This window comes from Spirosoma sp. 209 (genome assembly GCF_002006735.1).
Classification (GTDB): Bacteria; Bacteroidota; Bacteroidia; order Cytophagales; family Spirosomataceae; genus Spirosoma; species Spirosoma sordidisoli.
In genome coordinates this window covers 59,518-73,658 of record NZ_MVEC01000019.1, presented here as the reverse complement: position 1 = coordinate 73,658, position 14,141 = coordinate 59,518, and the positions used below count along the sequence as shown (strand labels likewise).

9 protein-coding genes are annotated in these 14,141 nt (G+C 57.5%); 4 read left to right on the top strand and 5 right to left on the bottom strand.

Annotation, left to right across the window (positions count from 1 at the left end; genetic code table 11):
• Positions 1-55 precede the first annotated feature (55 nt).
• Positions 56-2,536 carry a M12 family metallo-peptidase gene (locus tag B1C80_RS23505; protein WP_161492814.1) on the top strand — a complete coding sequence of 827 codons (2,481 nt, stop codon included), beginning with the start codon at positions 56-58 and terminating at the stop codon, positions 2,534-2,536.
• An 81-nt stretch (positions 2,537-2,617) separates the two neighbouring features.
• On the opposite strand, the gene B1C80_RS23500 is transcribed toward B1C80_RS23505, so the two are convergent.
• Complete coding sequence (locus B1C80_RS23500) at positions 2,618-4,780, bottom strand: 3-hydroxyacyl-CoA dehydrogenase NAD-binding domain-containing protein (protein ID WP_077923669.1); 2,163 nt, start codon at positions 4,778-4,780, stop codon at positions 2,618-2,620.
• A gap of 93 nt (positions 4,781-4,873) precedes the next feature.
• Positions 4,874-6,082: an acetyl-CoA C-acetyltransferase gene (locus B1C80_RS23495; protein ID WP_077923668.1), complete on the bottom strand. Its 1,209-nt coding sequence runs from the start codon at positions 6,080-6,082 to the stop codon at positions 4,874-4,876.
• Positions 6,083-6,528: 446 nt separating this feature from the next.
• Here B1C80_RS23495 and B1C80_RS23490 point away from each other — a divergent pair, with 446 nt between their 5' ends.
• Both B1C80_RS23490 and cydB read left to right on the top strand, forming a co-directional pair.
• Positions 6,529-7,911 carry a cytochrome ubiquinol oxidase subunit I gene (locus B1C80_RS23490; protein WP_077923667.1) on the top strand — a complete coding sequence of 461 codons (1,383 nt, stop codon included), beginning with the start codon at positions 6,529-6,531 and terminating at the stop codon, positions 7,909-7,911.
• 118 nt (positions 7,912-8,029) lie between these two features.
• Entirely contained in the window at positions 8,030-9,067 is a 1,038-nt protein-coding gene (gene cydB / locus B1C80_RS23485; protein WP_077923666.1) for a cytochrome d ubiquinol oxidase subunit II, read from the top strand.
• Here cydB and nfi read toward each other — a convergent pair.
• From nfi to B1C80_RS23470, 3 genes are read right to left on the bottom strand one after another with little or no spacing between them, the layout of a single operon-like run.
• A complete protein-coding gene (gene nfi, locus B1C80_RS23480; protein ID WP_077923665.1) occupies positions 9,064-9,756 on the bottom strand; it encodes a deoxyribonuclease V in 693 nt (230 codons plus the stop codon). The genes cydB and nfi overlap by 4 nt on opposite strands.
• 49 nt (positions 9,757-9,805) lie before the next feature.
• Positions 9,806-11,338, bottom strand: coding sequence for a S41 family peptidase (locus tag B1C80_RS23475; RefSeq protein ID WP_077923664.1), 1,533 nt, complete (start codon positions 11,336-11,338; stop codon positions 9,806-9,808).
• Positions 11,339-11,381: 43 nt separating this feature from the next.
• Positions 11,382-12,539 carry a helix-turn-helix transcriptional regulator gene (locus B1C80_RS23470; protein WP_077923763.1) on the bottom strand — a complete coding sequence of 386 codons (1,158 nt, stop codon included), beginning with the start codon at positions 12,537-12,539 and terminating at the stop codon, positions 11,382-11,384.
• Positions 12,540-12,662: 123 nt separating this feature from the next.
• On the opposite strand from B1C80_RS23470, the gene B1C80_RS23465 reads away from it, so the two are divergent.
• Positions 12,663-14,042: an Nramp family divalent metal transporter gene (locus B1C80_RS23465; protein WP_201723582.1), complete on the top strand. Its 1,380-nt coding sequence runs from the start codon at positions 12,663-12,665 to the stop codon at positions 14,040-14,042.
• Positions 14,043-14,141: the final 99 nt, after the last annotated feature.

The window sequence follows — 14,141 nt, the reverse complement described above, 5'->3', positions numbered from 1 at the left end:
GCTCATGATGGATTTGCGCATAAACTTGCGACAAAATATCCACCGCGTCCTGTTGATGAATCTCCGGTCGTACTTCCTCTTTGTACTTGCTTTGATGGTGCGCTTCCCGGCTGTGGTGGCGCAACAACAGACACCTGTTCCCCTACAGCAACAGGTTAACCAGGCCCGGCAGGCATCGAAAGCGCAGGCTTACCCGCTCTTCAGCCCGACCAGTACCGTGTCTTATAATGCGGGGGTATTTCAGCCCGACCAAAAACCCGTAACCCTTCGTATAGACCCGAACGTACTCGACCAGATTACACAAGAACGTCCGGACCTGCTGGAATTTACCATTCCCAGCGGCTCCACCGCGATTGAGCTCGAACTGGTCCCCATCGACCTCTTTTCACCGTCCGGCAAAATACTGATCGGCAACGGCAACCGTACCCTCGAAAGTCCCATAAATCCGGGCCTGTTTTACCAGGGCTTCATCAGAAACAAGCCAGCCTCCCTGGTATCCATCAGCATCGTGGATGGCGAACTCAACGGTTTCGTAGCCGACGAAACCGGCACCCGATCCATCAGCCGACTGGCCCGGAGCCCCGGCAATTACCTGTTCTACGCCGACAACACAATCAGCAAAAAGCAGCCCTTCACCTGCCTGACAGACAACACCAGCCCTACTAATCCGGCACTGAATCAGTCGCCGATCGCGCCGGAAGCGATCAGTTGTAAAGTGGTTGGCATCTATCTGGAAGCCGACTACCAGACTTACCTCAGCAGCGGATCGAGCATAACCGCCACGACCAGCTTTATCATGAACCTGTTCAATCAGGTAGCTACCATCTACAATCGGGAAAACATTGCCATCCGGATTTCGGGTATCAAGGTCTGGACCTCATCTGATCCGTACGCGTCGGCCACCTCCACCGGCGATGCGCTGGATGCGTTCAGAAACTACCAGAACAGTAACCCGCCACCTGGCATCACCTCCCAGCTGTCGCATCTGCTGTCGACCCGTGGCCTGGGGGGCGGACAGGCCTATCTGGACGTGTTATGCAATCCGTTTTTCAAGTACGGCGTCAGCGCCAACCTGTCGACGACCTATCCGGAGTTCCCCAACTACTCGTGGGAAGTCATGGTCGTTGCGCACGAGCTGGGGCATAATTTCGGCTCCCCCCACACCCAGAGCTGCACCTGGCCCGGTGGCGCCATCGATAATTGTTACACTACCGAGGGCAGCTGTCCGCCGGGACCGGCTCCGACCAACGGTGGCACGATCATGAGCTACTGTCATAATACCGGCTATGGGATAAACCTGGCCAACGGCTTCGGCCAGCTACCGGGAAACCTGATGCGCAGCCGGGTTACGACCAGCAGCTGTGTTCCGTCGGCGGCCGATCCGCCCGTTAGTCTGGCGACCAGAAATATTAGCGCTACAGGCGCTACCGTTTACTGGGTGTCCAATTCGGGCAGTACCAGCTTCCTGGTGCAATATCGCCCCGCATCCAGCAGCACCTGGACAACCGTTGGGCCATTTACGGGTCCGCGCCGAACCCTGACCGATCTGCAACCGAACACAACCTACGTATGGCGGGTAACCGGCGAGTGCTCCGGCGCTTACTCTGCCGAGGCTACCTTCAGCTCCGGACAGGCAATCTACTGCGCACCGATGTACAGTAACGATGGTTGCCCGTTTAGCATCGGTATTAAGCAGGTAGTAGTCAACAACACGGCACTTTCTGTCAACACGGGTTGTTCGCCCAGCTATTTTACGTTCTACCCGGGCACGCCCGGCAGGGTATCCAAAACAACCGCCAACACCTTTATCGTTGACTTCATCAACTACTTCAATCCGCAGCACCTAACGATCTGGATCGACTTCAACGAGAATTACGACTTCGAGACCAGTGAGCTGGTATACGCTACCAGTCAGCAATTTATAGCTCCGGTTTCGGCCTCTTTCGTCATTCCCGGTACAGCTACCGGTGGCGTTACCCGACGCATGCGCATCCGAAACCAATACTTCTCGCCCATTACTGACCCCTGCAACACCCTCTACTACGGCGAAACCGAAGATTACCTGGTTTATATCGAGCCGGACTGTGCCCCGCCCCCAACCATCAACCTGTCGGCCTCGACAGCCAGCTGTTTGCAGAGCACCACCCTGAGCGTGACAAACTGCACAGGTACGGTAAGCTGGCTTCCGAGCGGATCGGGCAATACGCTGGTCGTGAACCCAACCCAGACAACAAGCTATACGGCCACCTGCACCACCACGGGGGGGTGTCGCGTGAGCCGTACAACCACGCTGGTCGTGTTGCCCGACATGGTTACGGTCCGGAGCGGCAACTGGTCTGACCCGTCGGTCTGGTCGTGCAACCAGGTTCCATCGGCCGTTACGCCAGTGACGATTCGGACCGGCCATCGGGTCACGATCCCGGTCGATTATACCGGGTCAGCCCGTTCGTTGCTGCTGCAGGGGAATCTCAATTTTCAGACCGGCGCCCGGCTTAATGTTATTCCGACAACGGTTAACCTCTCCCGGACCAACTGACCGGGTACACTGCGCATAAACCACAACCGCCCGGCACGAAACGACTCGTACCGGGCGGTTGCAGCTATGGGGCAGGCTTACTCAGGCCAGTTGTGCCTGGCTCGCCCGCTCGCGCAGTTTTTCGGTCGGCCGAAACCGGTCGCCGTACTGATCGGCAAGCCGGTCGAGGGTTCCGACGAAGGTATCGGCCCCGACAAAGTCGACGAAAGAAAGAGCTCCGCCCGTATAGGCCGGGAATCCCCACGCCAGAATAGACCCCAGATCGCCGTCGAGTCTGGTACGTACAACGCCTTCTTCGTAGCATCGTACGGCTTCAATGGCCTGCCGGTACAGCAGCCGTGTTTTGACCTCATCGAGGCTGGGCTGCTGATCGGCTACCGGATACAGATCGGCCAGTCCCGGCCAGAGCTGTTTGGTGCCGCCTTCCGGATAGTCGTAGAACCCGGCTTTGGCTTTCTTACCGATACGCCCCAGCTCGTTGAATGTTTTGACCATCTGATAGGTAGGCTCATCGGCCCGCATGGCCCCGGCCCTGATCGACTCGGTCATTACTTTCAGGCTCAGGTCGAGCGCTACTTCATCGTGAACCGCCAGCGGACCAACCGGCATACCGGCCATTTTTCCGGCATTTTCGATCAGCACCGGGCTAACCCCGTCTTTCAGCAGCTCCATGCCCTCCGAGGTATAGGTACCGAAGCAACGGGAGGTGTAAAATCCGCGCGAGTCGTTGACCACGATGGGTGTTTTACGGATCTTACGGGTATAGTCCATCGCTGCCGCCAGCGCGTAGTCGGACGTTTGTTTACCCACGATGATCTCCACCAGCATCATTTTATCGACGGGCGAGAAGAAGTGAATACCGATGAAGTTCTCAGGTCGGGCCGAAGCCTCCGCCAGTCCGCTGATGGGTAATGTGGATGTGTTCGAGCCAAATACGCCGTTTGTGGCCAGCATCGGTTCGGCTTCGCGGGTTACCTGCGCTTTCAGGTCGCGATTCTCGAAAACAGCCTCGATGATGAGGTCGCAGCCCTGCATATCGGCATAGTCGGCGGTGGGTTTGATCAGGTTCAGGATGCCGTCTACCTTCAGCGGGTCGACCTTGCCGCGCTCTACCCCCTTCCGAAGCAGTCCGCGGGAGTAGTCTTTGCCGCGTTCGGCCGCTTCGACCGAGACGTCTTTCAGCACGACCTCGATACCCGCCTGGGCCGACACGTAAGCGATACCGGCGCCCATCATCCCCGCGCCCAGAATGCCTACTTTTTTCACCTCGGTCTTGGGCTGGTCTTTGGGTCTGCTGGCTCCTTTGTTCGCTTCGTTCATCCCCAAGAACATGGTCTGGATCAGACTCTTTGCCACTTTGGAGGTCGCCACTTTCACAAAATGGCGGGCTTCGATGACCAGCGCCCGGTCAATGTTTACCTGCAGGCCCTCGTACACGCACGACATGATTTCGAGCGGAGCGGGGTAATTGCCTTTGGTTTTATCCATCAGCATGGCCGTGCCGGCGGCAAACGTCTGCGCGCCCACCGGACTCTGCACGTTACCACCGGGTACCTTGAAATTGTCTTTACCCACAATCTGGCCGGTTTTACGGTCTATCTCGTCCCACGGTTTCAGCGGTTTCGGCCGGGCGGACGTTCCGTTGGCCATAATCCAGGCGCGGGCTTTATCCAGCAGCTGCTCCGGCGTATCGGCTATGTCGTCGATCATGCCTAGCTTTTTGGCTTCCTCGACGCCTACTTTCCTGCCTTCCAGGATCAGCGGCAGGGCGGCCTGAATACCGATCATCCGCGGCAGCCGCTGGGTTCCGCCCGCACCCGGCAGCAACCCGATGGTCACCTCGACCAGCCCGATGAGTGTTTTCGGATTATTGAGGGCTACCCGATGATGGCAGGCCAGACAGATCTCGTAACCGCCCCCCAGCGCCGTGCCGTTTATAGCCGCCACGGTGGGTTTCCCGCTTGTTTCGATAGACCGAAATACCCGGTTCAGCTCCGACGATACCTTCAGCATCTCGGCCGGGTCTTTATCGTTGTTACGCAGGATCATTTTCAGGTCGGCACCGGCCACAAACTCGGGTTTGGCAGAGGTAATGATTACGCCTTTTACGGCCTCGTCGGTATACGCCTGCCGAAGAGCCGCTTCGAAAGCAGGAATAGACTCATCGTTAAGAACATTCATCGGGGCCGAGGTCATGGCCCATGAGATAATGGCTATATCATTATCGACGGTGTATTGAATCATACGAAAGTTCCTTATAAAGTTTTACTGGAAAAGACTGGAGACGCCATTCGACGCCTGTCAAAGCCGCCGGACGGCCGGTAAGTGACAGGCCGGTTAGTTGACGCGTTCGAAAATGGTGGCAATGCCCATGCCGCCCCCGATACAGAGCGTCGACAGACCGAACTGCTTGTCCGAACGCTCCAGCTCATCGATGAGCGTAGCCGAAATAATGGCCCCCGTAGCGCCCAGCGGATGCCCCAGCGCAATGGACCCGCCGTTTACGTTCAGCTGGCTGTGGTCAACGCCAAACGCATCCATAAACAGCATCGGCACAGCCGCGAAGGCTTCGTTTACCTCGAACAGATCGATGTCTTTGATGCTCATGCCCGCCCGCTTCAGCACCTTGTGCGTAGCCGGAATTGGCCCCGTCAGCATGATGGTCGGCTCCGAACCGACAATGGCGAACGCTTTGATCCGGGCGCGCGGTTTCAGGCCCGACTGTTCGCCAAAGGCCTGGCTCCCGATCAGGACCGCAGCCGCCCCGTCAACAATCTGCGATGAATTACCCGCGTGGTGAACGTGGTTGATTTTATCGAACTGCGCGTATTTCAGCAGCGCGAGGGCATCCAGCCCCATCTGCCCCATCATCTCGAAGGCGGGTTTCAGCTTGCCGAGGCTCTCGACGGTCGTACCGGGCCGAACGCCTTCGTCGCGGTCAAGCACGGTAAGCCCTATTTCGTCTTTCAGCGGTACGAGCGATTTATGGAATCGATTGGCCGCCTGCGCATCGACCGCCCGCCGGTATGATTCGGCCGCAAAGGCGTCAACATCGCTGCGGCTGTAGCCATGCTTCGTCGCGATCAGATCGGCCGAAATACCCTGCGGTACAATTCTATGGCGGGCCACAATCTGCGGGTTCATGAAGATAGCGCCCCCGTCGGACCCCATCGGCACCCGCGACATCGACTCGACACCACCCGCTACGATGGCATCGACCTGCCCCGACATCACGTAGGCGCCGGCCATGTTGATGGCTTCGAGCCCCGACGAACAGAAGCGGTTGAGCTGAACACCCGCCACGGTTTCGGCATAACCGGCTTCGAGGGCCGCCGTACGGGCAATGTCGGCGCCCTGCTCACCGATGGGGGTTACGCAGCCCATGATGACGTCGTCTACCAGAGCTGTATCGAGCTGGTTTCGGTCGCGGAGTTCGCGGAGTACGCTGGTCAGGAGTTGTATAGGTTGCACATCGTGCAGCGACCCGTCGCTTTTACCCCGGCCCCGGGGCGTTCTGACGGCGTCGTAAATGAATGCATCTGCCATAGGTAGGTCAACAAATTAGTATGCATGCATACGGTTTTTGATCGAACAAAAGTACGGCAAAGTTTAAAACGGGCAACGCGTTTGTACTGAAGTCTTATTTAATTTAACGATCCGAGCATTCGTGGGTGGATGTGTTGCTGACGCGTAAGAGACACAAAGGCGACGGCAAAAGCATTTACCAAACACACCTTTACTACAAGGTTTTGTTGCTGACGCGCATGAGACGCAATCCTTTGCGTCTCTACACCGTGGTCCGTGTCCGCACGGACCACGCACGCGACAGCCACACACCCTCCGGCCTGGAATGGCGGGTAGAAAGTCAAAAAAACACGTCCGTCGTATTGGTTCCGATTGTACCTTTCGGGCGATAGTTTTTGCGCCGAATGCGCACCTCTCCTCCCCCGTGCGCAGCCCCGGCTTTTGTCTTCCCGGCTATCACTAAGGGTATGGATAATGTGGAACTTCTCTCCCGGATTCAGTTTGCCTTCACCATTGCTTTTCATTACATCTACCCACCCCTGAGTATCGGGCTGGGGGTCTGTCTGGTCATCATGGAAGGCCAGTATCTACGCACCAAAAACAAGGTTTACGAAGAACTGACCCGCTTCTGGATCAGGATTTTCGCGCTCATCTTCGGCATCGGTGTGGCTACCGGTATCGTGATGGAGTTTGAATTTGGCACCAACTGGGCAACCTACTCCCGCTACGTGGGCGACATTTTCGGGTCGGCCCTGGCGGCTGAAGGCATCTTTGCCTTTGCCATGGAGTCGGCCTTCCTGGGCATTCTGGTCTTTGGCTGGAACCGGGTCAGTCCGCCGGTTCATTTTCTGGCTACGGTGCTGGTGGCGCTGGGGTCTATCTTCTCGGCCCTCTGGATCGTGATCGCCAACTCGTGGCAGCAAACGCCCGCCGGCTACCGCATAGAAGGAACCGGGATGCAGGCCCGCGCTATCGTGACCGATTTCTGGGCGATGGTCTTTAATCCCTCGTCGGTTGAGCGCTATTCGCACGTACTGATCGGTGCCCTGCTGGCGGGGTCGTTTCTGGTACTGAGCGTCAGCGCCTGGTACATTCTGAAGCAAAAACACGTGGTTCACGCCCAGGCGGCCTTTCGGATTGGCCTGTGGGTAGCCGCCATCTCGGCCCTAGGTCAGCTGTTTACGGGTCATAAGTCGGCCGAAGTCGTTACAAAATACCAGCCTGCCAAGCTGGCCGCTATGGAAGGGCACTTTGAGGCCTCCGCCCCCGCCGATATGTATCTGGTTGGCTGGGTCAACGCCCGCGAACAAACGACCACGGGGATCAGGATACCGGGTGGTTTGTCATTTCTGGTTCATCAGGATTTTAAGAAGCCTATTCCCGGCCTGAACAGCATCAAACCCAAAAACCGCCCCACGGCCATCAACTTTGTTTTCCAGACCTATCACCTCATGGTCGGTATCGGCATGGCGCTCATCGGGCTAACCCTGTTTTCGCTGGTCATGCTGTACAGGAAGCGGTTGTTTCAGACACGCTGGCTGATGGGGGTGTTTGTAGGCGCCGTACTCCTGCCGCAGATTGCCAACCAGGTCGGCTGGTACACGGCTGAGGTAGGCCGGCAGCCCTGGGTGGTCTATGGCCTGCTGCGCACCTCGGATGCGCTCTCGCAGGCGGTGCGGGCCGAGCACGTGCTGACTTCGCTGATCCTGTTCACGCTGGTATACATGATGCTGTTTGCCCTGTTCCTGTACCTGCTGAACAAAAAAATTCAGCACGGCCCCGATATCCAGACCACATCGCAAGAACCCGGCCTCGACTCCTCCTCCCGCATGAATCCCATTTTACATTGAGTGAATGAGCCTATTGAGTGATTTGTGATTGAGTGAAAAGCTAAAATGACTAATGCACTCAACCACGAATCACTCAATCACTCAATATAAAAAATCACTCAACAAACTATTCCTCACTATGGACACTGTACTCGGACTTGACTTACCTACCTGGTGGTTCTTACTGATCGGCGCGCTCATCAGCGGTTATGGTATTCTGGATGGCTTCGATCTGGGAGCTGGCGCGCTGCATTTGTTTTTCCGGAAAGAACAGAGCCGACGCATTGCGCTGAATGCCATCGGGCCGGTTTGGGACGGCAACGAAGTATGGCTCGTTATCGGAGCCGGGGCGCTGTTCGCGGCTTTTCCGCTGGTTTACGGCACCATTTTGTCGGTGTTTTATCTGCCGTTCATGCTGTTTTTGTTCGCCATTATTTTCCGGGCTATTTCGATCGAGTTTCGGAGCAAGGAAGAGATGCGCTGGTGGCGAACGATGTGGGATATCAGCTATTCGGTGTCGAGCATTACCATTTCGCTGCTGCTGGGCCTGATTCTGGGCAACCTGATTCAGGGACTGCCGCTGAACGCCAGGCACGAGTTTGTGGGGCGGCTCAGCGATTTTTTCAACCCTTATGCCGGGCTGATTTCGATAACGGTCCTGTCGCTGTTTATGATGCACGGCGCCATGTACCTCATCATGAAGACCGAAGACCGGCTGTATGCCAAACTGACCATCATTGCCAACAACACCAGCAAGTTTTTCATCCTCTGTTTCATGGCTACCTCGTTGGCTACCCTCATCTACGTACCCCACATGACGGCTATTTTCAAGGCTTATCCGCAGCTGTTCATCCTGCCCATTGCGGCCGTGCTGATCGTGCTGAACATTCGGCGAAGTATCGAAAAGCGGCAGTACCGGCGGGGGTTCATCTCGTCGGCGGTTACGACGGCGCTGCTGCTGATTCTGTTTGCGATGGGCCTGTATCCGAACCTGGTCCTGTCGAACGTGGACCCGAACGGCCACATCAGCATCTACGAAGCGGCTTCGTCCGACGGATCACTGCGGACCATGCTGCTCTTCGCGGCCATCGGTATGCCACTCGTCGCCACGTATACGGTATTTATGTTCTGGACATTCCGGGGCAAGGTGAAGCTGGACGAACATACCAGCTACTAACTCGCCGACCGCTCGCCCCGGCGCAGGGCGTTGACCAGGTTATGCGCCCGGCGCGTCGGTTCAGGGATGCGATAGCCTTTGTCACAGCGGAGCGTTAAGGTAATGGCCGTTTCCAGATCGATCAGGTGACCAGGAGAGACGTAGACTGGATTGACTTTATTCTTGGTGCGCAGGGCCGCGCCAATCACGTCCCGGTAGTGCGTCATCGGCGACCAGCTCCCCCGTTCGGGCGCGGGCTCTTCGTACTTGCCCACCAGCACCGACTTGGCGCAGCCGAACGTCGGTCGGTTGAGAAACAGCCCCCCGTGCGACGCAATCCCGATCCGGCGGGGGTGCGCAATACCCTGCCCGTCGAACATGACGACGTCGGGTTCGATGGTTAGTTTCTGCCAGGCTTCCAGCAAGGAGGGTATCTCGCGGAACGACAGCAAGCCCGGCACGTACGGAAACGTAGCCGTGCTGACCACGCCCGCTTCTTCAATGGTGTCGAGTGTTTCCAGGTCCAGCACGACGATGCCCGCGTAAACCGTTTCTTCGAACTTGTTGAACGATATGTCGCAACCCGCAATGGTTTTGGGCGTAGTGGCCAGCGGCTGAATCCGAATTTGCGAACGCAGCTGCTGCTGTAGGGAAACGGCTTCGGCGGGCGTAACAGCCGTCCAGTCATGAATGGGTTGGTAGTGGGCCATGTCTCCCTAACCGCCCAGGCAGAACAGTGTTTCGGGCAGGACCAGTGGCTTACTTGCTGGTGTGGCCAGCCGTGCCCGGGCTCTGCTCCCGAATCAGCTTTTTCGCTAAGTCCAGCTGACTGTCGGTATGGTTGAGCACATTATCGATCTGTAGCGGCAGGCTATAATCGGGCAGGGTGCCGCGCCCGGGCTGATCGGGTTTTCCTACTCCGTTGGTATAATAGACCAGCGGTGTGGTCACCTGAATGCGAGACTTGGGCAGGGCCAGGTTGATGAAACTACCGCCGTTCCCGCCTTCGTAAGCACCACCCGACTCCGTGCCGATGAACGTTCCTATCCTGTGTGCATGCGCCACCGCCAGAAACTCGGCCGTAGTCGATCCGCTCCGGCCATCCATCAGGATGTAGACCTGCCCGCTGAACCGGTTCGGTTTGGGCAGTTGCGGCCGTAGCTCCCAGCTGTCGTCATCGGCGACCTCGGTAAACGTACCGTCTTTTTCCGGGATCAGCTGTTGTTTAATGGACTTCAGCGCGTCGGCCGGTATATCCGAAAAGCGCAGAAACGATGAACTGTCGGTAACGGTATGATGACGGTGGTAGTAACGAACCGCCGTATCGGCTTTGGCCAGGTAGGTAAACAGCTCAACGCCCTGCACATCCCAGCCGCCCGGGTTGCTTCGCAGGTCGACAATAAGGTGCCGAACGTTTTTCGTCTTCATCGTCGCCAGGCTTTTGTCCATAAACGCGCGGAACCGGGCCGCGGCCTCGTCACTGTCCTTGCCGCCACCAAAACTATCGATGCGTAAGTAAGCGGTTTGCGGCACATCGTCCGGAAACGAAATCCGCCAGGGCGTTTTAGGTTTCCGGCGGTTATACCAGGCCATCATCTGTTTGTTGACGGGGTTTTTCTTCATCATCTTCAGCGATGTCGCGAACGGTTCGGCGGGTACTTCAACCCGTATCGTATCGCCGGTCAGGCTTCTGAACGTGAGTGCATACGTGTCGGGCTGGCCAATGAACCAGTAGTAAAACAAGGCAAACAGCTGCCCCTGCAACGAAGCGTCTTTCGAGGTCTGGATATAGCCATCGCTCCAGTGGTAGCGGTACATGATCTGCTGAATCTCCTGGATGGGTTGTCCGTTGATGCTGAGCAGTTCGAAACCGGGCCGGATGCGCTGATCGGCCGTGCCGTTGAACAGTATATACGATTTTCCGTCGATGGGAAACATGAAAAACGGCAGGGTCTTCCAGCGCTGGGCAAACAGCGTTTGCCATGCCTTGCTGGGCAGCGCATGGGTGTGCGCGCACCGAATGTCGGCTATGAGTCCCGAAATGATCCGGTAAAAACCGAACACCGACAGGGGCTGATTCAACGACCCGGCCAGGCTATCCAGCCGGGCCTGCATGACCGGCTTGGGCGTATACCGGTACAGACCCGGGTGCGTTTCTTCGAGGAGCTGACGGAAATACCGAAAATCGGCCTGCAGGTCGGCGGGCGACAGCATCCGGTTTTGTAACGTATCGGTCTGGGTATATCCGTCAACAGATAGCAGCAGCAATAACAGACAGGCGAGGGCTTTCATAGCTTGTTTTTAGGCCAAAACACGCCACAATGGCCGGTTCTGTCTACTCAAATCCGGATTTGAGCGCTGTTTTGCCCGTCTGGCTGAGGTATTCCTTTGGCGACAGGCCCGTCAGTTGCCGAAACGTCCGCTGAAAGGTGGCCTGGGAGTTGAAGCCGCATTCGAGAGCAATACCGGTCAGGGTCAGGTAGTCACTGCCCGGATCGCTCAGTCGTTGTTTTACGGCTTCGATCCGATACCGGTTTACGTAGCTGTTAAAGTTGGTCAGCAGGTGCTGGTTCAGCACGGCAGAGATCAGCTTGGGCGACAGTTGCAGATGCTTACCCAGCTTATCGACCGACAGCAGCGGGTCCAGAAAAAGCCGTTCGGTCTCCATAGCCCGCGTCAGTCCGTTCACCACCGACGCCACCGCTTCGGCGGGCAGGTTTGTACCGACGACCTTACGACCGGCAGGATCGGCCACCTCGACCCGACTTTGCAGATAGCCCCGCAGCCCGAGCCAGTAAATCAGCACCGCAATAGGAATATAGATTGGGTACCACCCAAGGCGATCCAGCAGGGGCGCCCGTAAGCCAGGAACGATATAGGGGACCATGAATGCGAGCCAGATAGCCTGAAAAATCAGAAACGCGTGGACAAACTGCCGAAGCCACCGCCGGCGTTGCCGGCCTGCTTCCGACAGCTCAGCGGCCGATGGTTGCCGGGCCAGCCACCGGCGGGTCAGGACCAGATAAACCGTCAGCGAAATCCAGCGTGGAATGTCGGCATAGGCCTCATACTCATCCATCACATCGCCCCAGGCCGGGCCGTCCTGCGGGCTAAACAAGCCGACGATGGCTCCCAACACAAAGACCCAGCCCATCAGTTGGGAGCCGAGATCGATAATAACCGGGTAAAAATGCGGTCGTTGAGCTGGCCCGAGCCGAAAGGCGGGGTCGAGAACGGAGCGGGTATAAAAAAAGATGAGTGGTCCCAGCGGCATCGCTATAACCAGGGGCAGCAGATCGAGCGCCAGGCTCATCCATCGGCTAACGACCGGTATGCCAACCGCCAGGCTCATCAGCGCCAGCAAACCGATCAGCACCGCCAGCAACCGGTTCGACAGGCGATTGCCTTTCCGGTTTGTCCAGAGCAGGATGGCCAGAATAAACCCCTGTCCGGAGCCGAGCAGTAAAATCAGGTCAAGCGGGGCGATGGTCATGGCGGGAAACGAAACAAACAGGCCGGGATACCGGCGCAAAAGTAGCCGGAAACCGAAGCCTACTGCGTATGAAAATTACGGACTGGTCTTTATGCATCTAAGAGTTCGCTAAACGCTGTCTCCATGACTCCAGCCCCACCGGATACCCGGCCCCCAGCCGATCTGTACGTACTGACTACCGATCGTATAAAACCAGCGCCAACGGCCCTGCGCGACCAGTTACGGCACCTCGGCCCCGGCTTTATTCTGTCGGCCGCCATTGTGGGGTCGGGGGAGTTGATCGCGACCACGGCGCTGGGCGCCAAAGCGGGTTTCATCACCTTCTGGGTTATTCTGGTCAGCTGTTTTGTAAAGGTGGCCCTCCAGCTTGAGTTTGGCAAAAATGCCATCTACAGCGGCCTGCCCAGCATGCAATCGCTCAACCGGCTGCCGGGTCTCCGACTGGGCCGGGGGCACTGGACAATCTGGCTCTGGCTTAGTTTACAAACGCTGAAGGTGTTGCAGGTCGGTGGTATTGTGGGGGGCGTGGCGCTGGTGCTAAACATGGCCTTTCCGGCGGTTCCGGTCAGTATATGGGCCGTTCTGTCAGCGGCCTCGGCGGGTCTGCTGATCTACGGAGGTCAGTACGGCTGGGTCGAGCGCGGTTCCCTGCTGATGATCATTCTCTTTACGGCACTGATTCTGCTCTCGCTGTTTCTGCTGCAACGTACCGATTATGCCATCAGCGGAGCCGAGCTGGCCGACGGACTGACGTTCTCGCTGCCGCCCGCTACGGTGGGGGTGGCCATAGCCGCCTTTGGCATTACTGGTGTCGGTGGCGACGAGATCATGTATTACACCTACTGGTGTATCGAGAAAGGCTACGCGGCCTACGTGGGTCCGTACGAAGAATCGCCCGCCTGGACCGAGCGCGCCCGGGGCTGGATTCGGGTCATGACCCTGGATGCGCTCTGTTCAATGGTCGTATACACCACCGTAACGGCTGCGTTCTACCTGCTCGGGGCTTCGCTGCTGCACGAAGAAGGATCTATTCCGGAGGGGTACGCCATGGTCGAAACGCTCTCCCGGCTGTTCACGGTTTCGCTGGGGCCGGGGGCCAGGGTGGCGTTTATGATTGGCGCGTTTTTCGTGCTGTATTCTACCTTATTCACCGCCACGGCGAGCTGGTCGCGGATTTTTGCGGATGCGTTCGGACAGTTGGGCTGGCTGAACTTTCACGATGTGACGGCCCGGCAGAAAGCACTGGCGACCTTGTCATGGGCGTTTCCGGCCATCTGGTGTCTGCTGTTTCTGTTTATCGAACTACCGGTACAGATGATATTGCTGGGCGGAGCGGCTACCTCGGTGCTGCTGCTGGTGGTGGTCTGGGCCGCGCTCCAGTTCCGGTATCGCCAGCTACCACCCTCACTCAAGCCGTCCGTGGCCTACGACATCTGGCTCTGGCTCAGCATCCTGTCCATTCTGGCCGTCAGCGTCTACGGCGTCTGGCAAATCGCCCTGTAAAATGCAGCAGCTACTGCTGTCCGTATGATTTTGGCTGTTGCGCGTGGGCTCCGTAGAGACGCAACCATTTGCGTCTCATATGCGTCAGCAACAAACTCA